The sequence below is a fragment of the Pseudomonas sp. EL_65y_Pfl1_R83 genome, assembly GCF_963970695.1.
Taxonomy (GTDB): domain Bacteria; phylum Pseudomonadota; class Gammaproteobacteria; order Pseudomonadales; family Pseudomonadaceae; genus Aquipseudomonas; species Aquipseudomonas tritici.
Genome location: NZ_CAXAQI010000500.1, coordinates 1 through 433 on the forward strand (window position 1 = coordinate 1; position 433 = coordinate 433).

Here is a 433-nt window from a genome sequence, read left to right on the forward strand (position 1 = left end):
CGAATCGGAAAAAAGGGGGACAAACATGGCTTTCAAGAAAATATCCGGAGCCGTAGGGGCCCGGGTGGCCAGCGGCGCGCTCGTTGCCATCCTGTGCGCGCAAGAGGCGCATGCGCAGCGCACGGAGCCCCCGGGCACCACACCAGCCGAGGTCGCCGCAGCAGATGGGAGCGACATCGTCGTGACCGGGCAAAAGCTCGGCGCGGGCAAGGCGCGCGCGACGTTTGAGCTGGACCGTACCGACATCGCCGACCGTCCGTTGGGCGCGGACATCAACCAAAGCCTGGCCAAAGTGCCGGGCGTCAAGGTTTCGACCGGCGACGCCCGAGGCGGCTCGTTCTCGTTCGAACTGTTCTTGCGCGGTCTTAACAAGGAACAGATCGGCCTGACGCTGGACGGTATTCCGACTGGCGATGCGCGGTTCAACGGCGGG

At 65.4% G+C, this 433-nt stretch carries 1 protein-coding gene; it reads left to right on the forward strand.

Annotated elements, in window-relative coordinates; genetic code table 11:
* Positions 1–25: 25 nt before the first annotated feature.
* The coding region (locus AACY08_RS30035; protein ID WP_339472724.1) for a TonB-dependent receptor plug domain-containing protein at positions 26–433 on the forward strand (408 nt) is incomplete at its 3' end.